The sequence below is a fragment of the Neorhizobium sp. BETTINA12A genome, from assembly GCF_023006485.1.
Taxonomy (GTDB): domain Bacteria; phylum Pseudomonadota; class Alphaproteobacteria; order Rhizobiales; family Rhizobiaceae; genus Neorhizobium.
In genome coordinates, this window is sequence record NZ_JALBGW010000009.1 from 1 (window position 1) to 21,071 (window position 21,071).

18 protein-coding genes, 1 tRNA gene and 2 pseudogenes are annotated in these 21,071 nt (G+C 60.3%); 5 read left to right on the forward strand and 16 right to left on the reverse strand.

Annotation, left to right across the window (positions count from 1 at the left end):
• The 3 genes and pseudogenes from MOV61_RS04440 to MOV61_RS04450 all read right to left on the reverse strand — a co-directional run.
• Window positions 1-245: pseudogene (locus MOV61_RS04440) on the reverse strand (glycosyl hydrolase); the annotation flags it as partial.
• A gap of 128 nt (window positions 246-373) precedes the next feature.
• Complete coding sequence (locus tag MOV61_RS04445; RefSeq protein WP_247135707.1) at window positions 374-928, reverse strand: sugar O-acetyltransferase; 555 nt, start codon at window positions 926-928, stop codon at window positions 374-376.
• A 28-nt stretch (window positions 929-956) separates the two neighbouring features.
• Entirely contained in the window at window positions 957-1,442 is a 486-nt protein-coding gene (locus tag MOV61_RS04450) for a GFA family protein (RefSeq protein ID WP_247135708.1), read from the reverse strand.
• A gap of 137 nt (window positions 1,443-1,579) precedes the next feature.
• On the opposite strand from MOV61_RS04450, the gene MOV61_RS04455 reads away from it, so the two are divergent.
• Window positions 1,580-2,449 carry an NAD(P)-dependent oxidoreductase gene (locus MOV61_RS04455; RefSeq protein WP_247135709.1) on the forward strand — a complete coding sequence of 290 codons (870 nt, stop codon included), beginning with the start codon at window positions 1,580-1,582 and terminating at the stop codon, window positions 2,447-2,449.
• A gap of 30 nt (window positions 2,450-2,479) precedes the next feature.
• On the opposite strand, the gene MOV61_RS04460 is transcribed toward MOV61_RS04455, so the two are convergent.
• Entirely contained in the window at window positions 2,480-2,929 is a 450-nt protein-coding gene (locus MOV61_RS04460; protein ID WP_247033827.1) for a DoxX family protein, read from the reverse strand.
• Between the two features lie 152 nt (window positions 2,930-3,081).
• Between MOV61_RS04460 and MOV61_RS04465 the strand changes: the two genes are divergently transcribed.
• From MOV61_RS04465 to MOV61_RS04475, 3 genes are all read left to right on the forward strand, one after another.
• On the forward strand, window positions 3,082-3,384 hold the full coding sequence (locus MOV61_RS04465) for a SelT/SelW/SelH family protein (protein WP_041364050.1): 303 nt from the start codon (window positions 3,082-3,084) through the stop codon (window positions 3,382-3,384).
• A 102-nt stretch (window positions 3,385-3,486) separates the two neighbouring features.
• Window positions 3,487-3,573: transfer RNA gene (locus MOV61_RS04470), tRNA-Leu, on the forward strand.
• 533 nt (window positions 3,574-4,106) lie between these two features.
• Window positions 4,107-5,324 carry an SH3 domain-containing protein gene (locus MOV61_RS04475; protein WP_247135710.1) on the forward strand — a complete coding sequence of 406 codons (1,218 nt, stop codon included), beginning with the start codon at window positions 4,107-4,109 and terminating at the stop codon, window positions 5,322-5,324.
• A gap of 195 nt (window positions 5,325-5,519) precedes the next feature.
• Here the strand turns inward: MOV61_RS04475 and MOV61_RS04480 are convergent, their stop codons facing one another.
• From MOV61_RS04480 to MOV61_RS04510, 7 genes are all read right to left on the reverse strand, one after another.
• The gene (locus MOV61_RS04480) at window positions 5,520-6,431 is read right to left on the reverse strand and encodes a hypothetical protein (protein WP_247135711.1); all 912 of its coding nucleotides are present in this window, start codon (window positions 6,429-6,431) and stop codon (window positions 5,520-5,522) included.
• Between the two features lie 466 nt (window positions 6,432-6,897).
• A complete protein-coding gene (locus MOV61_RS04485) occupies window positions 6,898-7,857 on the reverse strand; it encodes a dihydrodipicolinate synthase family protein (RefSeq protein ID WP_247135712.1) in 960 nt (319 codons plus the stop codon).
• Between the two features lie 86 nt (window positions 7,858-7,943).
• Window positions 7,944-8,720, reverse strand: a complete 777-nt coding sequence (locus tag MOV61_RS04490; RefSeq protein WP_247135713.1) for an ABC transporter ATP-binding protein — start codon at window positions 8,718-8,720, stop codon at window positions 7,944-7,946.
• Complete coding sequence (locus MOV61_RS04495) at window positions 8,717-9,574, reverse strand: ABC transporter ATP-binding protein (RefSeq protein ID WP_247135714.1); 858 nt, start codon at window positions 9,572-9,574, stop codon at window positions 8,717-8,719. The genes MOV61_RS04490 and MOV61_RS04495 overlap by 4 nt, the downstream gene beginning before the upstream one ends.
• Entirely contained in the window at window positions 9,571-10,503 is a 933-nt protein-coding gene (locus MOV61_RS04500; RefSeq protein WP_247135715.1) for an ABC transporter permease, read from the reverse strand. Before MOV61_RS04500 ends, MOV61_RS04495 begins: the two co-directional genes overlap by 4 nt.
• 5 nt (window positions 10,504-10,508) lie before the next feature.
• Window positions 10,509-11,621: an ABC transporter permease gene (locus MOV61_RS04505; protein WP_247135716.1), complete on the reverse strand. Its 1,113-nt coding sequence runs from the start codon at window positions 11,619-11,621 to the stop codon at window positions 10,509-10,511.
• Between the two features lie 7 nt (window positions 11,622-11,628).
• Window positions 11,629-13,212 carry an ABC transporter substrate-binding protein gene (locus MOV61_RS04510; RefSeq protein ID WP_247135776.1) on the reverse strand — a complete coding sequence of 528 codons (1,584 nt, stop codon included), beginning with the start codon at window positions 13,210-13,212 and terminating at the stop codon, window positions 11,629-11,631.
• Between the two features lie 622 nt (window positions 13,213-13,834).
• Here MOV61_RS04510 and MOV61_RS04515 point away from each other — a divergent pair.
• Window positions 13,835-14,551, forward strand: coding sequence for a FadR/GntR family transcriptional regulator (locus tag MOV61_RS04515; RefSeq protein ID WP_040124163.1), 717 nt, complete (start codon window positions 13,835-13,837; stop codon window positions 14,549-14,551).
• Between the two features lie 127 nt (window positions 14,552-14,678).
• Here the strand turns inward: MOV61_RS04515 and MOV61_RS04520 are convergent, their stop codons facing one another.
• The 5 genes and pseudogenes from MOV61_RS04520 to MOV61_RS04540 form a co-directional block, all read right to left on the reverse strand.
• Window positions 14,679-15,932 carry an MFS transporter gene (locus MOV61_RS04520; protein ID WP_247135717.1) on the reverse strand — a complete coding sequence of 418 codons (1,254 nt, stop codon included), beginning with the start codon at window positions 15,930-15,932 and terminating at the stop codon, window positions 14,679-14,681.
• Window positions 15,933-16,214: 282 nt separating this feature from the next.
• Window positions 16,215-17,294: pseudogene (locus MOV61_RS04525) on the reverse strand (ABC transporter ATP-binding protein); the annotation flags it as partial.
• Complete coding sequence (locus MOV61_RS04530; RefSeq protein WP_247135718.1) at window positions 17,287-19,215, reverse strand: glycoside hydrolase family 127 protein; 1,929 nt, start codon at window positions 19,213-19,215, stop codon at window positions 17,287-17,289. The gene MOV61_RS04530 and the pseudogene MOV61_RS04525, both read right to left, overlap by 8 nt.
• A 21-nt stretch (window positions 19,216-19,236) precedes the next feature.
• Window positions 19,237-20,115 (reverse strand): carbohydrate ABC transporter permease, encoded by an 879-nt coding sequence (locus MOV61_RS04535; RefSeq protein WP_040124165.1) that lies wholly within the window; start codon window positions 20,113-20,115, stop codon window positions 19,237-19,239.
• Complete coding sequence (locus MOV61_RS04540; protein WP_247135719.1) at window positions 20,112-21,029, reverse strand: carbohydrate ABC transporter permease; 918 nt, start codon at window positions 21,027-21,029, stop codon at window positions 20,112-20,114. Before MOV61_RS04540 ends, MOV61_RS04535 begins: the two co-directional genes overlap by 4 nt.
• Window positions 21,030-21,071 lie beyond the last annotated feature (42 nt).

Consider the following 21,071-nt stretch of genomic DNA (forward strand, 5'->3'; position numbering starts at 1 on the left):
GGCATCGGACCGGTCCAGGCGATGTCCTGCTGTGGCGGCGCCTGCCGCTGGGGTGTTTGCTGTGCGCCGATCCGGGAGGTCTTGCCGACGCCGACCGATGGAACGGGGGCGGCAGGCAGGTCGACGGAGCCCGTCTTCTCCTGCGTCGCGACGCCGGCCATCAGCTCTTCCGGGCCGGACGTCGAGGCGCAGCCCGCCAAGGCGAAGCAGGTGACGAGGAGTGCTGGCACAGCCGATAAACGCATTTGATAACCCGTACGCAAAACAACGAAGACGGCCGCCCCTTGCCGTCGAGAACCCCTGACAGGAATTGCTAACGGAAAATTACCAAAAAATGCTGAATCCAATCTTTACGCGCGGCGATGTTCTGAAATCAGACGCGCGGCGTGATCAACCGGGCTGGATTTCCCGCAACCGTGGCGCCCGCCGGCACGTCCCGCGTCACCACCGAGCCGGCGCCGACGATAGCCCCGTCGCCGATCGTGATGCCGCCGAGGATGATCGCGCCGCCGCCGATCCAGACGTCGGCGCCGATGTCGATCGGACGGGCAATCTCGTGGCCCTCGGCGCGCAGGGTGGGGTCGCGGTGGTGATCGGCGCAATAGATCTGCACGCCAGGTCCCAGCATCGAGCGGGCACCGATCCTGACCGGTGCGCTATCGAGGATCGTGCAGCCGGCATTCAGATAGACGCCTTGCCCAAGAAAGACGTTGAAGCCGTAGGCGCAGTGGAAGGGGGCTTCCAGAAAAGCGTCCGGGGCTGCGCCGAACAGCGCCCGCAGGGCAGGCGCCATCGCGCCGCGTTCAGTGGGCGGCATGGTGTTGTGCGCATGGACGGCAATACGCGCCTTGTTCCTCAACCCGTCGAGTTCCGGGTCCAAACAGCAATACCACTCGCCGGCCGCCATCTTTTCGCGCTCGCTCGCCATACCGTCTTCCCCGCTGGCTTCTCGTGCTTCACCGTTCCGCGCCGGCCTTGATCCGGGCCGTCTCACGCCGCGCGACGCTTTCCGCCGGCCACATCGCCTTGGAGCTGTAATAGTTCTCGAAGACATTGGCGCCTTCCGGCAGGCCCACCCAGGCGACTTTCGAGCGCGTGAAGATATGCACGTCCGGTGAGAATTCGCCACGCCTTTCGAGCGTCTGGACCCGGATGAACAGCATCCATTTGCGCCGGCCGTAATCGCTCCAGACCGCTGTCTGGCACTCTGGGCAGCGGTAGATATCGTGGGGCAGACCGCTATCGGTCTTCATGGCGATCGCGACCGGCTCCGTACTCGTCACCTCCACCCGATCGGCCTCGATCAGGGCATTGATCGCAAAGGCGCCGCCCGTCTGCTGCTGACAGTCGGTGCAATGGCAGCAATGGATGAACATCGGTCGCCCATACATGCGATAACGCACGTTGCCGCAGAAGCAGCCGCCCTTGAATATTTCGCTCATCTTCCGTCCGGGCTCCCTCAGATTACGCATGTCGAATATGAAATATTCCTCAACCCTCCCGCAATGCAAAATGAAGAAGACGAGACCGGCATGTTCTGCTTTAACTCCGGCAGCAACGACATGAGCAGGATCAACGCATGACGAAAGAACGGGTTGGTATCGTCGGCCTCGGCCGGATGGGCAGTGCCATGGCCGAGCGCCTTCAGAAGCAGGGCTTTTCGGTGACGGGCTGGACACGCAGCGGGCTTTCCGGAGAAAAGGCTTCGGCACTCGGGATTGCCGCCTCAGCTGGCCTGGCTTCGCTTTTCGACGCTTCGGATATCGTCATCCTTGCCCTGCTCGACGATGCCGCCGTGCATGCCGTGCTTGATGAACTCGCCGCCGCCGCGCCGGCCGGCAAGCTGGTCGTCGATACCAGCACCGTCAGCCCCGAGACGCTGCGCTCCCATCAAGATGCGATGGGCAAGGCGGGTGCGGCACTTCTCGACGCACCAATTTCCGGCGGGCCGGAAATGCTCCTGGCAGGCACGGCCGGTCTTTATATCGGAGGGGCGGAAAAGGACTTTCAGCGTTTCCTGCCGTTGGCCGAGATGCTTTCGAACCGTATCCATCACGTCGGCGGGTTGGGCGACGGGGCATCGGCAAAACTCGTCAACAACATGATGCTGATGGGGCTGTGGCAGATCATGAAGGAAGCCGTCGAGCTCGGCGGCAAGGCTGGGCTCGGGCGCGGCAAGATGATCGAGATCCTGTCCGGCAGTCCGGCTGCAAGCCCGGCCATGCGGTCGCGGCTTCCGGTCATCCTCGGCGAGACCGAGGCGGTCGGGTTTCCAGTCTCCGGCGTGCTCAAGGATATGGGCGTGGTTCTTGATCTTGCCCGCGGTCTTGGTGTCGCGACACCGGCCATCGAGGCGGCGCGCGCCAGTTTCGAGAATGCCGCGGCACTCGGATATGGCGACGCCGATCTCGCCACCGTGGTGCGGCTGGCACTCGAGCGAAAAGGCTGAGCCCGGGAGCGGCCCAGCCTTTCCTGAAGTTCAGAGCGTCCGGCCGAGGCGGGCGTCGACCGAGTGGCTATTGCCGCCGCGCAGAGCGAAGAACAGGAAGATCGCTGCCCAGAGGATAGACTTTTCGGCGCCGGCGAGACCCTGGTTCTGGGCGATGCCGTGGAAATAGACGGTGACCAGAAGCACGATCATCGCCGCGAAGGAGGCGGGCCGGGTGAAGAGGCCGATGGTGACGAGAATGCCGCCGAAGAATTCCGTGGCAGAGAGCAGCGGCGACCAGAAGACGCCCGGATAAAAACCGAGGCTTTCGACCATGCCGACCGCGCCGAACGGGTTGGTGATCTTGCCGAAACCGTGGGTGACCAGCAGCGCGCCGGCTGCGACGCGCAGGATCGTCTCGACGATCTCATGGCCGGAGGTATAGACAGGAGCGAGCGCCGGAATGATCAGCCGGGAGCGGGTGGTGGATTGAAGAGCCATGGGACCTCTTTCTTTGAAAACGACGCGACCGTCGTCGCAGGAGATCCAAATTGACGTTCGCGACCTTTCTGTCGAGATATGCGCGTTCAAAAACTTGACCGTTCCGGTTGACAATATCGTGAGACCGAATTGACTTGGGTAGAAGGCGAAACATCATGGAAAAACCGCGCATTACGATTCTCTACTGCACCCAGTGCAACTGGCTGCTGCGGGCCGGCTGGATGGCGCAGGAGCTTTTGCAGACCTTTGGCGATGCGCTCGGCGAGGTGGCGCTGATCCCTGGCACCGGCGGCAATTTCGAGATCCAGGTGAACGGGACGCTCATCTGGGAGCGCAAGCGCGACGGAGGCTTCCCTGGCCCCAAGGAGTTGAAGCAGCGGGTGCGCGACATGATCGACCCGGACCGCGACCTCGGCCACGTGGACCGCAAGGCGACCGAGGACGGCGGCAGCTGAGACCGCCCGTGACAGATCCGTGAAGGTTTTTTGGCGACGGGCGCGGAAACTTCAAAAAGCCAGTTGACAGGGGAAGGTCACACCCGTACATGGCTCTCCGTCGCCCAGATGGCGGAATTGGTAGACGCGCCAGCTTCAGGTGCTGGTACCCGAAAGGGTGTGGAGGTTCGAGTCCTCTTCTGGGCACCATTCCGATTTGATCCCTACCAAGATCAAATACTTAACGCCTTTCCAAACAATTGCGCATTGGCTGCCTTGTAACAAAGGCCTGCAACAATGCGCTTGAGGCTTGTTCGCCCGATGGTTACGAAAGGCTCATCGAATCCGCATTTCGTAAAGCGGATATCCGTCAGATATCCGAGACGTCCTCGTCGGCCGAAAGCTGGTCATTCCGCTGGGCGAGGAGGTTGTGGAATTCGCCGTTACCCAAAGCACCCAAAGCATTCGTTTCTCTCTGCGAACGTCTGACCCACCGTTGCGAAAGTGAGGTTGGCTGAGGCCATCCCGTATCTGGAGCAAGGCGCTCTTGTGGCAACGTCACCCTCAAAACCAGGTTAGATGCCCTGGCACAATTCCCACGGCACGCGCTCGATCCGAAATTACAGCGCCCGCTAGCCGAGCCGGAATAACATCCATCTGGAAACATTAACGATCTGTTAAAACGAAGCTTGAAGGAGGTATGAAACCGCGCAATAGTTGAAGCAGCTGTGGGGGCTGTCGCAATGCGTTTAGGTTATCGGGGTGCATGTATTTTTCTGCTACTGGGGATGCTTGGGCTTTGCGGCAGAGCGGAAGCTCGGCTTTCCTATACCTCGCAGCAGACCGACAAGGGGACCCAGTACCTCGTCGTGCGTGGAGCGTTCGAGTTCACGGATAACATTCAAGACTTCGTCAATGCCGTCCGGGCATCGGGTGCTACGGTTATCTTTTTCAATTCGACAGGCGGGAACGTAAAGAAAGCCATGGAGCTCGGTAGAGCAATCCGGCTGCTCAAGATGACCACCGTGCAGCTTCGCGGAGACGAGTGCGCCTCTGCTTGTTCTCTTGCATTTCTCGGCGGCATTGAACGTTATGCTCAGCCCGGTTCGATAGGCGTCCACAAGTCCTCCTTCGCGGATACCAGCGGCCTGACAGTCGAGGAAGCTGTCTCGACCGTGCAACAGCTTACCGCCGAGGTGATGACCTACATCATGGAGATGGGCGTTGACCCAGCGCTTTTAACGCTCGCGCTGCAATACGATAGCAATGACATTAGGTATCTATCGGGCAGTGAGATGCTCAAGCTTCGGGTGGCCATGAATTTCCCCACTGCCGAAACTGCCCAGCCGCAGCAAAGCCTAATGCCCTCACCGGCACCGTCGCCAACATTGCCGCCAGCACCTCAGGCCTATGCTCCTACGGGCAATCCTACCGTCACGAGCCTGACACAGCCCATGGAGGCACCGCCGGAACCGTCGCTACTTATCCCGCCCGCGCAGAGTGGTCGCGTGCAGCATCCGAAAGGATCGGTGACTCTCAAAGCCGGCCCGGCGGGGAGTTCGAAGACCATCACCCGGGTTGCGAATGGCGCTGCCGTCACAATCCTCGCAGACACCGAGAAGTGGTTTAAGGTATCAGTGGTCGGAAAGGTCGGCTATCTACACCACTCATGGGTCTGGGTCTCACAGTTCGAAGCCGCTCCGTTCGGCACCGCGTTCGTGCAGGTGAAGAGTTTTGACAACCTTTCGGAAACGAGGGACTACATCCGAAACTCTACGCTGCCTCTTTCCGCCTATCTCGCGACCAACGGATGGTTTGCCATAACGCTCGACCGCACGTTTACAGATGGCCAGTTCGCAGCCCGGCTGACGGATGACCTTAAGCAGAATAAGGCAGTTCCCGACGATTCCATGGCGACATACGGGAACGCTTTCGTTCGAAAGGTCTGTTGTTCGCGATAGTCTACGAACGTTTCTTACGCGGACTACCCGAGGACTAATGTTGTTGAAAACCTCTTACGCTGCGAAGGCTTTTGGCGGCACGGGACCTTTGCTGGAACTGAAGGGCTTGATGACTAGATACTGGTCCGGCTTACAATGTCGTGAGTAAGCCGGGAGCTGCTGCCATCCTTAGTGGAATCGGCGGTTCTCGATACATCAGCATCCATCGAGCGCCTTAATACGCGAGATGAGGGTCCTGTCGTATACGTGAATGGTTTGTACATCGGCGCGACCCCAGCAAGCCCGCCCAGTGCTCGTCATGTAATGGTAGCTTACTCTGACGACATTTTCCGACAACCTGTCGGTGGATCTAAGGGTCAGGCGCGTGGACATAGCGGAATAAAAGGTGTGAATGCTCGTTTCGTTGAAAGGACCTTGACCCCGCTTCTCCGGGATGACCAAAGCCGCAGCCGCTTCACCATCCGCGCTGGAAAGTGCGCTATAAAACCTCGTTACCGCCGACATCGGGTCATAAGGCTCGGTTGTCGCCGTCAAGGTGACGTTCGGCTGGGCTTGGCCCCGCATCAGTTCATATGAGATGCCAACTTTTTCCGCTTTCTCGGGTGTCAGCCAGTCTATCCCCTCAGGCGGAGCGGATGTTACGTAAATGATCGCCGATTCTGTCATTCCGATCTGACTAAGGTAAGCTCCGACAAGTGCATTGCCAACGCCACTCTCGGCTGCCTTACCTGCAACAACCCGATATGCTGCATGGAATCCAAGCCTGGAAGAGCTATCAATGAAACGAGGAGAGCCTGCGAGCCAAGTTAGAGCGCATGCGGATGCACAGAGCGTTTCCGGCGCAACAGCGGTGGCGAATCCTCTTAGGCGGATGGCACGGCCGATCTCCAGTCCTGCCAACACGGCGCCGCCTTGGCTGTCGAGGACGACGATCGCTTTCTCTGAGGCTGCGGCTACCTTTCGGAAGGTCAGGTCATCGCCTTCGGATAGGATACCTCGGATTGAAATCAGATCGGCGCCGTCCGGCCCCGGCGCTCGTTTGATCTCGGCGGATGACGCGAATGTTGAAATGGAAATTGTGAGTACGGCGGCGAGGAAGATGCGCATGAGAGTTCCTAGAGGCCTCAAGTCACGCATGGATATCAGTTCCTTCGACTTGCGCAAAGCAAGCTGGAGCGCTTCGCTGTAGCGTCTCTGCTCGTACAGCAATTGGCAAGACAAGTGATTTGCCTCAGCGATCTGTCGCGTCTGATTCAGGTCCACCATGATCCATTGGGTGGAGCTATGGCGTGCCGCGCTCGCATGACCACTACATCGCTGGGCGCGGCTGGGCGGCGCACCGCCGTCCCGGTCCGCTTTGCCACAATAAGGTCTTCTCTAACGGGCCACTCCATGCTTGAAGAAGATGGGCTGACGACCCTTCCCTGTGGATGCGAAATCCCGGGCATCGTGGCGAGCTCCAGGACCAAGCACCTGTCTCCTTACGTCTTGCGCTCCGGTGTAGAAGTTGGCCCAAAGTGCGTCCCTCCATTCCTGCGAGAGAATTGCACCATCAAAATCCGGGATCAAACATCTAGGCCCGCTCAACCTGCTTCTCGACCTGACCGGATTGATATGCCCGGTCCGCCGCCAGCAGTTTCTGCGAAGCTTCCGTTATGGCGGAGAGCACCTTGGCATCGGTGATATTCTTCAGAAACGGCAGCATCGGGCCGGTATCCGCAATGCCGGCTGTCGCGACCGCTTCATGCAGGACGCGGAGCGGCGATACGCCGTCGCGCAGGTCTTCCAGCCCCATGAAACAGGCCCGCAGCCGTTCCGCCTCGGCGACGTTGCCGGCCTTCAGTGCTTTCAGGATACCGGTGGACATGGCGGGTGCGACGCAGACGGAGCCGGACGTGAAGCCCTGCAGACCGAAATCCATCAGGTGGCTGATCGCCGGCCGCTCGCCGATGCCGGAGATGATGATCTTGCGATCGACCTTCTGGACGAGTTCGGAGAGGTAGGTATCTTCCTTCGGGTTCTGCCGGACGACTGCGTATTTGATCGTGCAGATCGCCCCATCCGCAACGACGGCCGCGAGATCGGCCGCCGAAATGTAGTCGAGCGATTTAACATAGGCGACGATCGGCCGCCCGTAGGCGTCGGCGATACGGCGAAGGCCGGTTGCGACGCCGGCCGAAGTCACCGGGAAATTCAGGGGCAGGACCATCGCTGTCGGCAGGTCGTGGTCCTTGAGAATTGCGATCTGGTCCAGCGACTTGCCGTAGTCCGGACCGACCGAAGGGATAAGCCAGGTGCCGGAGGGGGCGATCTCCTTCAGCATGTCGACCATCTCCGCGAATTCGCGGACGGAGATATTGTAGAGGTTGGCGTTGCCGCCATAAAGCGCTGTCGTCACGCCGCCTTGCGCCAGATGCGCCAGAATCTGGCGGTTGCCTTCGCGGTCGAGCGTGTAGTCGGCCTTGCGTGCCAGGGGCGGCACGGAGAGGACCGATTTCGCAAGCATTTCGGGTGTCACGGAAAAATTGGCCATGGCTTCAGGCTCCCGGTTCAGGGGTGAGTGGAAAAGCATTGAGGAACGGACTTGCCCAGCGTCCAGGCGCTGGGCGCTCGTTGGAATCAGGCCGAGTTCATGACCTCGACCGGGCGCATTTCCTGCTTGCCGTAAGCGCGGCTGGCGGAAAGAAGCCGTTGGGAATAGGGATGCTGGACATGGCCCGAGCGGATCTGCTCGATGCCGGTCTCCTCGACGATCTCGCCGCCGTTCATGATGGCGACGCGGCTGCAGAGATGCGCGATGACGGCCATGTCGTGGCTCACCAGCAGGTAGGTCAACCCGCGTTCCTTCTGCAGGTCGGCGAGTAGGTTGAGGATTTCCGCCTGCACGGAAACGTCGAGTGCCGATGTCGGCTCGTCGAGCAGCAGAACAGGTGGGTCGAGGATCAATGCGCGGGCGATCGCGACGCGCTGCCGCTGGCCGCCGGAAAGCTGATGCGGGAACCGATAACCGAGGCCGGGATCGAGACCGACTGCTTTCAGCACGTCGGAAACAGCGTTTTCCTTGATCGGCAGGTTCTGATTGCGCAGTGGTTCGATCAACTGCGAGCGAACTGTCTTGCGCGGATGCAGCGAGCCGTAGGGGTCCTGGAAGACCATCTGGACGTCGCGGAAGAAGGCTTTGCTCCGTTCCGGCTCCAGCGGCTTGCCATCCAGCGAAATCCGTCCGCCGTAATTGCGGTTGAGGCCGGAAATCGCCCGGAGCACGGTGGATTTGCCGCAGCCGGATTCGCCGACGAGGCCGAAGGATTTCCCGCGTTCGACGGTGAAGCTGATGCCCTTCACAACGAGCGGCGTGCGCGGGCCAAACCGGACGGTGAGGTTTTCGACGTCGATCATGACGGCACTCCGATCGTGGGTTGCGTCAGCCAGGACGGATCGCGCGTCAGCGTCGGCAGGCGTGCCGGCGGGTTTTCGATGGACGGCAGCGAGGCGAGCAGCCCTTGGGTATAGGGGTGCTGGGCATTGTCGAGTTCGGACGCCTTCAGCACTTCAACGACGCGTCCCGCATACATGATCAGCACCCGGTCGCAGAATTTACGGATCAGGTTCAAATCGTGGCTGATGAAGATCAGGCCGAGGTTGCGCCGGGCGATCAGTTCGTCGAGCAGCGCCAGAACATCGAGGCGCACGGTCACGTCGAGCGCCGACGTGGGTTCGTCGGCGATCAGCACTTCCGGCTCGGCGATCAGCATCATGGCGATCATGATGCGCTGGCCCATGCCGCCGGAGACTTCGTGCGGATAGAGCCGGAAGACGCGTTGGGGATCGCGGATCTTTACCGCTTCCAGCATTTCCAGCACCTTCTTCTCAGCGGCTTTCCTGCCGGCTTTCGGATAATGCAGCCGATAGGTCTCGGCGATCTGCTCACCGACGCGCATGACCGGGTTTAGCGAATATTTCGGGTCCTGGAGGATGAGGCCGATCTGCTTGCCGCGGATATCCATCATCTGCTTTTCACTGGCGGCGAGAAGATCGGTGCCTTTGAACGTCATCCGGTCGGCGGTGACGTTTGCGGTCGGCGGCAGGAGCCGCATGATGGCCCGGCCGACGGTCGATTTGCCGGAGCCGGACTCGCCGACGATGCCGAGCTTTTCGCGGCCGAGTTGGAAGCTCACGCCGCGCACGGCTTTCACGAAGCCGTGGGCAAAGGAGATTTCCATATTTCTGACATCGATGAGCGGTTCGGTCATTCGCCACCTCTGGGGTCGAGTACGTCGCGCAGGGCATCGCCGACGAGATTGAAGGCAAGGCTGACGACCGCGATTGCAATGCCGGGTGCGGCGATAACCCAGGGGCTGTCGAGCATGAACTCGCGGCCGGTGGCGGCCATCGCGCCCCATTCCGGCCATGGCGGCTGGGCGCCAAGGCCGAGGAAGCCGAGGCCGGCGGCGGTCAGGATGATGCCGGCCATGTTGAGCGTCACGCGGACGATGACGGAGGGAACGCACATCGGCAGGATATGGCGCGTGATCACGGCGGCCGAGGATGCGCCTTGCAGCCGCACCGCGGCGATATAGTCCATTTGCCTGAGGCTCAGCGTTTCGGCGCGGGCGAGGCGGGCGATCGGCGGCCAGGCAGTCAGCGAGATCGCGATGATCGCATTGGTGATGCCGGGACCGAGAGCTGCCGCAAAGCCGAGCGCCAATACGAGACCGGGGAAGGAGAGGAAGATATCCGTGATGCGCATCAGCACCTCATCGACAATGCCGCCGAAATAACCGGAGCAGGTGCCGATCAAGAGGCCGATCGGTGCGACGATGATCGTCACGAGGATGATGATGTCGAGCGTCGTGCGTGCGCCGTAAATGATGCGGGCGAAGACGTCGCGACCGAAATTGTCGGTTCCGAGAATGTGGTCCCAGGAGGGGGGCGACAGGCGGATCGCCATGTTCTGAGCGATCGGATCGTATTGCGTCAGAAGCGGTGCGCCGGCGGCGGTGAAGATCAGGATCAGGATAACCACCAGGCCGACGACGCCGAGCGGATGTTCCCGGAATTTCAGCCAGCCCTGGTAGAATTGCTGCAGAGACGCATGCAGCGTGCCCTTGGGTTCAGGGGCGAGAAGCCAGCCGCGAATGCCCCGAGGCGTGGGGCGAGATTGGGAAACGGGTATCGCCATATCTGTCACCGTGTTCTCGGGTCGAGGATGCGGTAGAGCACATCCGACGTGATGTTGATGATCAGGAAGACGATCCCGATGGTGAGAACCGCGCCCATGACGACATTCATGTCGTTCATCTGCAGGCCGCGGGTGAGATACTGGCCAAGCCCCGGCCAGGCGAAGACGGTCTCGATCAGCACCGCGCCCTCAAGCAGGCCGCCGAGCGTCAGCGCTATGATGGTCAGGAGCTGGACGCGGATGTTGCGGAAGGCATGGCGCCAGATCACCTGGCGGGAGGCCAGCCCCTTGGCGCGCGCCGTGATGATGTATTCCTGGCCGAGCTGCTCCAGCATGAAGCTGCGCGACATGCGGCTGATATAGGCGACGGAATAATAACCGAGGATCGAGCCGGGAAGGATGATGTGGCCGAGCGCATTCTGGAAGACGTCCCAATTGGCTTCCATGGCGGAGTCGAGCAGCAGGAAGCCGGTCACCGGCGTGACGATGCCTTCGTAATAGACATCGACGCGCCCCGATGCGCCGACCCATTGCAGCTTGGCATAGAAGATGAAGAGCGCCATCAAACCCATCCAGAAGGTCGGGATCGAATGGCCTGCAAGACCGACGATACGGGCGACATGGTCGATCGGCTTGCCGCGATGAACCGCAGCCGTGATGCCGAGTGGCACGCCAACGATAGTGCCGACGATCATCGCCACCAGGGTCAGTTCGATCGTCGCCGGAAAGATCGACAGCAGATCGGTGACGATGGGCTGGCCGGTGATCGCGGAGACGCCGAGATCGCCGGTCAGCACTCTTTTCACATAGCTCAGGAACTGGATGTAAACGGGCTGGTCGAGCCCGAGTTGCTTGAAAATCCGGTCGTAGACTTCCTTGCTGACCTCGGGTCCGGTGATCGCCAGAACCGGATCGGCCGGCAGCAGGCGTCCCATCGAGAAGGTCAGGAAGAGCAGCCCCAGCAGCGTCGTCACCACAGCGACGACGCGACCGATGAAGTGACGGACGGCAAGCTTGATGCCATCATCCGGCATGTCATCGACCGGGCCATTGGTGGCGGGACCAGTCGTGGTCGGTACGGGCGAGTTGTCTCGTGTCGTCATGTCCACGCTGGCCACGTCAATCCTACTCCTTGGTTTTCGTCACGTCGTGCCAACGGGTCGACCAGGTCGTATGTCCCTGATAACCCTTGACATTAGCGCGAATGACATAGGGGTCGGTGCGCTGGAAGAAGACGATCAGCGGCGGGTTCATGCCCTTGTAGATCGCATCGATCTTCTTGAATATTTCCGTGCGCTTGGTCGTATCGTGTTCCTTCATCGACTGATCGACAAGGGTGTTCAGCTCTGGAACCTGCATGGCGGTGCGCCACAGGTAATAGCTGCCGAGACGGGCCTCGTCGCGATTGTCCGGGTTGTAGGCATATTGGGTGGCGACCGCGAACGGATCGGGCAGGCGGGCACCGGAATTGCCGAGCAGGATTTCGTATTTGCGCTCGCGGAAGGCTGGTGTGTATTCGCCGGGCACGAGGTTAAGGTCGAAGCCGGCAGCACGGGCGCTTGCCTGCAGGGCTTCGGTGAACGGCAATGTTGCGGCACCCGACGGGTTCAGCACCTTCTTGAGGCCATTCGGATAACCGGCCTGCGCCAGCAAGGCCTTGGCCTTGGCCGGGTCGTAGTCGTAACGGGATGTATTGTCGGTCGGTGCGCCGATCATGCCCTTCGGCACGACGGACTGCCACGGGAAGCCGGTATAGCGCATGATATTGCCGGAGATCGCCTTCCAGTCGAAAGCATGCTGGAATGCTTCGCGGACCAGAGGCTTCTGCAGATCGGGGTCTTTCTGGTTCAGCGCGATATAATAGAAGCCGAGACCTGGAACATTGTCGATCACCATCTTCTTGTCGCTCGCCAGCGCATCCAAGTCGCCGCTTGCGAGATACTGGCCGACATCCACGTCGCCGGCCTGCAACTGAAGGCGCAGGTTGCCGGATTCGGGGATATGCCGGGTGATGACGCGGGCCATGGCCGGGACACCGCCCCAGTATTTCTTGTTGGCTTCGAAGACGGCGATGTCGTTCGGACGCCATTGCGAAAGCGTGAAAGGACCGCTGCCGGCCGAGTTGGCGGCAAGCCAGGCGGCGCCGAAATCGCCGTTCGCCTCATGCGACATGGCGGTCTTCTTGTCGACGATGCCAAGCGAGGAGCTGGCGAGCGAATAAAGCACGAGATCGGTGCTGACCTGGATCGGCAGCTCGATTTCCAGCGTCTGCGCATCCTTGGCGCGCACCAGCTTTTCGACATTGTCGGCCGTAAAGCCCCAGAGCGCGATATCGGTCGAGCCGACCTGACCACGCTTGATGACGCGCTGGATCGACCAGGCGGCATCTTCGGCGGTCACCGGATTGCCGCTCTGGAACGTGGCGTCGCTGCGCAGCGTGATGGTGATCAGCTTGCCGTCGGCCGAGGCGCTCCACTTGGTCGCGAGCATCGGCTGCAGCTTCTGCAGGTCGTTCTGCGGCAGCTGGACGAGGTTGTCGTAGATATTGGAAATCAGCTCCGAAACCGTGCGGGCATTGTTGTCTGCCGGGTCCAGAGTACGGATGCCGGTCAGGTTCGTGCCGATCACCAGCATGTTCGGCGGCGATGCGGCGAGCGCTGCGCCCTGCGGGACCGTCAGCGCTGCAGCGACCAGAAATGTCGCCGCCATAAGATGTTTCATCATGTTCAACCTCCCAATTGAAATCTTCGAGCTCTTCAGTTCGTTCTGCTTGTCGTGTTCAGCATCAGGAATTCGATCCGTCGCGGGTCCTCGCCTTTGTTCTGTTCGTAGAAATATTCGAGGATGTGCGGCAATGTTCCTCTGTCGGAAAAGGCATGAATGAGCGAGCCGACGCGCTGGCGTGCCGGGCTTGAAGAAATGTACTGTCGACCGATGCCTGAAGCGGGCAAAAACTCCCTGTTGCCGAAGCTTCGTGGCTTACGGCCCAGGGTGCGACAGAAATGACGTTGAAGTTTGGCTTTGCGACCTCAGCTGCGTTTCCCGCGCCAGCAATGATGGTCGATTCGCGCCGCGTGCTGCATCTGAATATCTCCTCCCTGAGACGCCGAATGCACTTCGACAATTTCGAATACGCTAACACGGTCACCTAAGTTGTCAACTCTCATTTCAAATTTTGTAAAAAAAGCCGCAAAAGAAGTAATTTTTGATGACATCTTTGAAATTGTGCCTATCGATGGATATGCAGGCTCGCGCCATGGTCGGTACTGTCATATCGCGCGCCGGGAGGGCCGCCGGGACGAGAGTTTTGGGAGCTAAGGGGAGATGTTGAATGGCGGAACTGCAATTGACGCCGCCGCGCAAGGAGAGGCTGGCGGACAAACTATACGGCCAGATCCTGGAGCAGATCCTGAACGGCGCCTTCAAGGAAGGCGATCGGCTGCCGGCGGAGAACGATATCTGCTCTGCTTTTTCCGTATCGCGCCCGGTGGTTCGCCAGGCCTTGATCCGGTTGCAGGCTGATGGCCTTGTCTATTCGCGGCGCGGTTCCGGCACATTCGTGCGCGCCGTGCCGCCCTCGGCCATTACCCGCTTCGTGCTGCCGTCCAATGTCGCGGGTTATCTGAAGTCCTTCGAGGTTCGTTTCGCGCTGGAGGCTGCGGCAGCGTCGCTGGCGGCGGAGCGCCGCTCCAGCCAGAACCTTCACAATCTCGACGAAGCCAACGAGCTGCTGCGCGAAAAAATCATGAACGGCCAGTCTCCCAGCGAGGCGGATTTCAATTTTCATCGCGAGGTCGCCGTCGCGAGCGGCAACGACCTGTTCGTATCGCTCTTCGAACACCTGCGCGGAGAGATTAGCGGCTCCATGGGCGTGGCGCTCAACCTGACGAAACTAGGCTCGGACGAGCGACGCATCGCCGTGCTGCGCGAGCACCAGCAGATCGTCGAAGCGATCCGGGCGAGAAACGGGGAGCACGCGGCGCTCTATATGCGCTACCATCTGGTGCGCGCCCGCGAACGGATTACCGACGCGCAACGCGATCCCTGACGAGGGCGATATGTTGCCACGACGGCGGCATTGTTGCGGTAGGACGGCGTTTACTTGGAGCAAACTCGTTGCCAGCCCCGATCCACACAAGACAAAGGCTGGCTTTGACGGTTAGGCCCCGCATCAATCAATGGCTGCTGCGAGGTTGGCGTCGGTCGTCGGTCTCCACCGGCTGCTTTCGAATTTTCCCGGCAAAAAACATCGACGCCAGTATCACCGCGGCACCGGCTATATAAGGCCCGCCCGCGGACAACTGATACAATGCGCCACTCGCCAGTGGCCCTAGAGTTCTTGCGATCGATTGCTGGGCCTGGTTGGCGCCTTGAACAACACCCTGCTGATCACCGGGTGCTGCGTTAGAAATCACAGCGCTCATCGACGGTTGGTAGAAACCATCGCCAAGAGTGAAGATCGCGATCGCGCCAAACAAAAGTCCGGACGACGTGATATCCACCGTCGCGGCTACCATCATCAGGCCAAGGGCATTGATCGCAAGGCCTGCTACCGCGGTTGAAAGTTCACCGAAGATGGCCTGCAATCTCGGTGCGAATACACCCTGGCTTATGATGTCGAGCACGCCGACCGTGCATAATAGAAAGCCAATCTCAAGAGGTTCGAACGATAGGATGTCTTTGGCGAACACGGCGATGTTCACCTGGAGCATGGTGCCGGCCAGATAGAACAGAAACGCGCTGGCGAACGCGATTTTGATCAATGGCAGCCTTAATGCGTAGACGAGAGGGCTAAGCGGGTTGAGCTGTTGCAGCGTCAGAGAACTTGAGCGGCAATGCCCGAAATTGCTTTCAGGCAGGGCGACAATTACCCAGATCAGATTGAGAATTGCGAGCCCCGCGGCGGCGAATGCCGGTGCAGACAGGGAAATCTCTCCGAGAAGCCCGCCCACCGCCGGGCCGATCAAGAAACCGAAACCGCCGGCGGCACCGAGAACTCCGAACGCCTTTCCGCGGCTGCCCGGCTCGGTCGTGTCAGCCACATAGGCATAAACTGCTCCCGTGTTGCCGGCAGTCAGCCCATCGATGGCGCGGCTGACAAGAAGCATCCAAAAAGATCCGGCCGTGCCGAAGAGGAAATAGCCGGTAGCCGAGCCGACGAGTGCCGCGATCAGAATTGGTTTGCGCCCCAGCCGGTCGCTTAGAGCCCCCAGCACAGGCGCGGCAACGAACTGACAGACCGCGTAGAGGGTCATGATCATGCTGACGGAGATAGCGAGCCGGTCGGGGGAAACGTATTGCGTCACCAGGAAGGGAGCGACGGGAGCGATGAGTGTAAAACCCGCAAAATTGAGAAAGACTGAGACAGCCAGGATAACTTTCGGTGACCGCCAGACCGGCAGCGTGAACGAACTGATTTTTTCCAACATTGAGCTCCTGAGCTACCGCCCGGAGCAGAATGTCGACAAGACAACCACACGGACGGATGGAGACGCGATCGCGTCTGTCCGTCGGGGTTTCTCATGCTGTAAGCAGCATGGAAGAGATCTTCCGCTATCTGGAAGTGCTTGGGCCTACCGAGACCAAGCGCGCCTTTTTCGACAAAGCTGATTTAGCCAAATCGTCCGTTCGGGTCAATCGGACAGATGTATGTCGGTTTTCTGGTGATTTCGCCGCTGGGCCTTCTTTTCTCTTATGTTCTCGACCCCTTCGATTCGCATCCCAGCGCTATCGAAAAAGCGCAGGTGAGGGCCGTCCCACGAAAAATGGACGGTATCGCCGGCGTCAACAGGAACCGGTGACCGGTGTTCTGCGATGATGGCCTGCCCTTCGTCCGTCTGGCAGTAAAGAAATTGGGTCCCGCCTAGATATTCCGAGAAATCCACCCTGGCCTGCAGCATCGCTTCGCCGGCGGTCGACACGAACAGATGTTCGGGGCGAATGCCCAGCGTGATCTTTTCGCCCGGCGACAATGCCTGTGCGTCCAGTGATACCGGAATCCGGCTGCCGCCGAGCAATACCGATCCATCTTCCGCCCATTTCGCTTCCAGAAAGTTCATGCGCGGCGAGCCGATGAACCCGGCAACGAAAATGTTGGCCGGTTTTTCGTAGACCTCACGCGGGCTGCCGGTCTGCTCTATCCGCCCGTCGCGAAGGACCACTATCATGTCGGCCAGCGTCATCGCTTCCGTCTGGTCGTGGGTGACGTAGATCATCGTATTGCGCAGTTCCCGGTGCAGCCTTGCGATCTCGATGCGCATCGACACCCGCAATTCAGCATCGAGATTGGACAACGGCTCGTCGAAGAGAAACACCTCGGGTTTGCGCACGATTGCGCGGCCGATCGCCACCCGCTGGCGTTGGCCGCCGGACAGCTGGCCGGGGCGGCGATCCAGCAGCGGATCGATTTTCAGGATCGCAGAGGCCGCCCTCACCCGCGCTTCGATTTCCGCCTCTGGCGTCCGCGCCATTTTCAGACCAAACGCCAGATTGTCGCGCACGCTCATATGCGGGTACAGCGCATAGGACTGGAACACCATGGCGATGCCGCGCTCGGACGGATCGAGATCGGTGACATCGCGCCCCTTGATCTCGATTTCGCCGTCAGTGACCTCCTCGAGCCCGGCAATCATCCGCAGCAGCGTCGATTTTCCGCAGCCGGACGGACCGACGAAGACGACAAAGGATCCTTCGGTGATCTGGAGGTTGATGCCATGAATGACCTCCAGGTTGCCGAAACTCTTGCGGATATCGGTAAGCACGACCCCGGTTCTGGCTATCTCATCACGCATCGTTGCGTTCGCCCGCTCTGACCCAGACCAGCATTTCACCTGGCGACCTGTTGTCCCAGAAAGGATAGGGTACGAACCGTACCATCGCTTCCTCCGTCTCAGGCGGCCGGGTGCGATAGAGCGCGCCACCCCAATCAGCCTTGTCGCGGCTTGCGGGAACATCGAGCGCCACGGCGCCGCCGAGATCTTTTAAGTCAGCCGTCGTTGCCTGCGAAACGCCGCTTGTCAGCCTGATGCCGTTCAAGCCGTCGCCATTGTCGGTCGCCTCGACGCAATAGACCATCGGCCCGCGCATCAGCGCCGTGCGGCCGGCATCGTGCCGCACCAGCGGATTGGCAAACAGCGCGCGCGGCGCCAAGGGAATATCGAGATCGATATGATCGCCGCTCGTCCAGTCCCGATCGATGCGGGCATAGCCGTCGATCGTGACCGAGGCAAGATCGATCGTTTCGCCATTGACCTTCAGCGTTACGCCATCCGCCCATTCGGGGATGCGCAGTGAGATCGCAAAGCGTGTCGTCCTGTCCGTCGTCACATCGAATCCGATCGCGCCGTCCCAGGGATAATGCGTCTTTTCGGCCAGCCGCACCTTGGCCCCACCGATATCGAACCGGGCCTGGCTTTCGCCGTAAAGATGGACGGCGATCTCGTCGTCTGACACAGCATACATATACGAGCCGATTGACGCGAGCAGACGGGCGATATTGGGTGGGCAGCAGGGGCAGGGATGCCAGATCCAGCGGTGATGCTTGCCGGCGCTTTCCAGAGGGTTTTCATAGAAGAAGGTTTTGCCGTCGAGCGACAGGCCGGACATGGCGCCATTGTAGAGCGCCTGTTCCATGATGTCGGCATAGCGCCGGTTCGGACCGCGCCCAAGCATGCGGCTCGCCCAGAAGACGAGACCGACTGAAGCGCAGGTTTCGGCATAGGCGCTTTCGTTCGGCAGGTCGTAATAGTCGGTGAACCCTTCATTGGAAACGGCAGGCCCGATGCCGCCGGTGAGATACATCTGCTTGGTGATCAGGTCGTCCCAAAGCGTATCGAGCGCCGCCGTCAGGCTGTCATCATTGTATTCGGTGGCGATATCGGCCATGCCGCAATAAAGATACATGGCGCGCACGGCATGACCGACGACCTTTGTCTGTTCGCGCACCGGCTGATGCGACTGGCTGTATTCATAGGTTTTCTGGATGAAATTGGCGGGATCGCGCCCGTCGCGGATCGCTTCCTCTGTGAAATAATGCGGTTCGGTGCCGCGCTCGTCGATGAAGAATTTGCAGAGGTGGAGATATTTCTTTTGTCCCGTCACACGCGCCAGCTTCACTAGTGCCAGCTCGATTTCCTCATGGCCGCAATAGCCGCGCAGTTGGCCCTCGCCACGGCCGAAAGTCTTGATCAGGTAATCGGCATAACGGCACATGATATCGAGAAGCTTGCGCTTGCCGGTTGCCTGAAAATAAGCGACCGCTCCTTCAATCAAATGGCCGGCGCAATAGAGTTCATGATGGTCGCGCAGGTTGGTCCATCGGCGATCCGGCTGGACGCGCTGGAACCAGGCGTTCAGGTAACCGTCCTTGTCTTGCATCTTCCCGTACATGTCGATGATCTCGTCGACACGGGCTTCGAGCTTCGGGTTCTTCCGCCGATAGAGCGAATAGGCCACCGTCTCGATCGACTTGCCGAGATCCGAGTCCCAGAACATCTGCGTGGTGCCGCCCCAGGGTTGGATCGGGATGACGATGCCGGGGCTCGGCTTGCTGGTGTCGATGGCATCGAGCATGCCAGCCTCGACGCAGCGGTCGAGCAGCATCTCGGCCGTGGTGTCGCAGATCGCTTCCTGGCGGTCGCCGAATAGGCCGTGGATATCGACGCTGGGTACGGGCAGCGGGCGGAACTGGCGGTCTCTTTTCATGGTGTTCATCGCTTCATCCGTTTCTTGGGATCATTTCACCGCACCGGCCATCAGCCCGCGCATGTAATAGCGTTGCAAAAGCAGGAAGACGATCAGGCAGGGGATCGTCATGACCGCGACGCCGGCCTGTACCGCTCCCCAGTTGACCGCGCCGAGACGGCCGGCGCGCACTGCCATCATCAGGACGGGCAGGGTGTATTTCTCGTTGCTGGCCAGGAGGATCAGGGCTGCGAGAAATTCGTTCCAGGCATTGAGGAAGGCGAAGATCGCCACCGTTGCGACGCCCGGCAGCACCAGTGGCAGCAGGACGCGCACCAGCAATCGCAGGTCCCGCGCGCCGTCAATGCGCGCTGCCTCCTCGATCTCCTTCGGCACGGCGTCGAAGGCATTTCGCATCATGAAGACCGAGAAGGGCAGTTGCAGCGTGACGTAGATAAGCGTCAGCCCGAACAGCGAGTTGTTCAGCCCGAGCTTTGCAAGAATGATGAACAGCGGGGTCAGGATCGATTGGAACGGGATCATCAGCGTGGCAATGATCAAAACGAACAGCACGTTCTTTAGCGGAAACCGGTAGCGGGAGAAGCCGTAACCAGCAAGCAGGCTGACCGCTACGGTCAGCACAACGGTTGCGAGCGACACCAGCAGCGAATTGATCGTGTGCTGCCAGATTCCGGCGCCGAAACCGTCCAGCGATCCATAGGCATCGAGGCTGAAACCATTGGTCGGCCATGGCGGCAGAGGCGGCAGGCGGGCTTCCGCGCCATGGCGAAACGAGGCCAGAAACGCAATGGCGAAGGGCGCCAAGAAGAACAGCGAAATGGCGATCCCGGTGGCATGATAGGCGCCGTTTGATCGGACGGCCTTGCGCGCACGGCGCTGCTTGGCGGGTGTCGTATTTACAGGTGTCACGGTTTTTCCTCCCGGACGCGAAGCAGCCAGAGTTGGATGATGCTGATGGCAACCAGAATGGCGAGAAGTGCTATCGACAAAGCTGCGCCATAGCCGAGATTGAAGGACACGAAGGATTGGTTGAAGATGTAGTAGACCACCGAGATCATCCGGTTCTGCGGCCCACCCGACGTCATGATGTAGAACTGGTCGAAGGCGAGGATCGAGCCGGTCACCGAGATGATCAGCGCCAGGGCGATGGTTTTGCGCATCAAGGGCAGCGTCAGGTGCCGGAAACGCTGCCAGCGGCTTGCGCCATCGATCCGGGCCGCCTCCGTCAGTTCGGCCGGAATGGCCTGAAGACCCGTGAGCAGAATGATCATCGTAAAGCCGGCGATCTTCCAGACGACCATGACGATAATAGTGAGGAAGGCGCTGTCGAAGGTGGCGAGCAGGTTCGGGCTCTTGTCCACCCATCCGAGTGCTTTCAGCGCCGGACCGATGAAGCCGCTGTCGACATTGGCAAGCCACACCCAGAGCAGCGAAGCCGTGGCAAGACCAACGACAACCGGCAGGAAGATGATGGTGCGGTAGGCGCTGACGAAGCGCCGCTGCTTCTCGACGAAGATCGCCAGCGGAAAGGCGACGGCGAAGATCGCGATGGTGACGATGACGGTATAGTAGGCGGTGAACTGCAGCGCAGACATGAAGCGGGCGTCTTGGAACATGCGGACGTAGTTCCTGAACCCGATCCAGCGCGTGCCACCCATCAGCGGCCAGTTGTGCAGGCTCATCCAGCCGGTGAAGATCACCGGGATGATGAAGAAGGCGATGACGAGCGCCATCGCCGGCGCGATGTAGACCAGCCCGCGCAAGCCGGTTCTGCGGGCGCGCCGGTGTCTGGGCAACAGGGTCTTTGAGCCGGAAACAGTCATCCAGGTGCTCCGCAGAGACGGTGGAAAGGTGACCGGAAGGTG